General features: G+C 61.4%; 1 protein-coding gene. It reads right to left on the bottom strand.

All coding sequences use genetic code 11. The features are described 5' to 3' along the window. Nucleotides 1-389 (bottom strand): transposase (locus AX756_RS24870; protein WP_156461704.1); only part of this gene is annotated, 389 nt, incomplete at both ends.

Raw genomic sequence — 389 nt, 5'->3', positions numbered from 1 at the left:
TAGGCCAGAACGTTCAGCGCCATCTCGGTGCGGACGTTCTTCAGCCGCCGTGTCAGGAAATGGGTGCCGCCCATCCATGCCTTGATCGTGCCGAACGGATGCTCGACGGTGCATCGCCGGCGCACCATCAGATCGGGATCGCGGCTGATCCGGTCGCGCATCTCATCGACAAGATTCTCGTGCTCCCATCGGGTGATCCTGCGTTCCTTTGCGGTGGTACAAATGGACTTGGACCAGCAGTTCCGGCACTCGCCGGTCCAGTAGCGTCGCAACCGCAGGCCATTTTCTTCGGTGGTGTATCGGTAGGTCAGCACTCTGCCGGCCGGGCAGCGATAGACATCGGCGGCCGCATCATAGGCGAAGTCGGCCTTCACGAACATGCCCTTGCT

Source organism: Aliiruegeria sabulilitoris (assembly GCF_001558155.1).
Lineage (GTDB): Bacteria > Pseudomonadota > Alphaproteobacteria > Rhodobacterales > Rhodobacteraceae > Tropicimonas > Tropicimonas sabulilitoris.
This window is presented reverse-complemented; position numbering and strand designations above follow the sequence as displayed.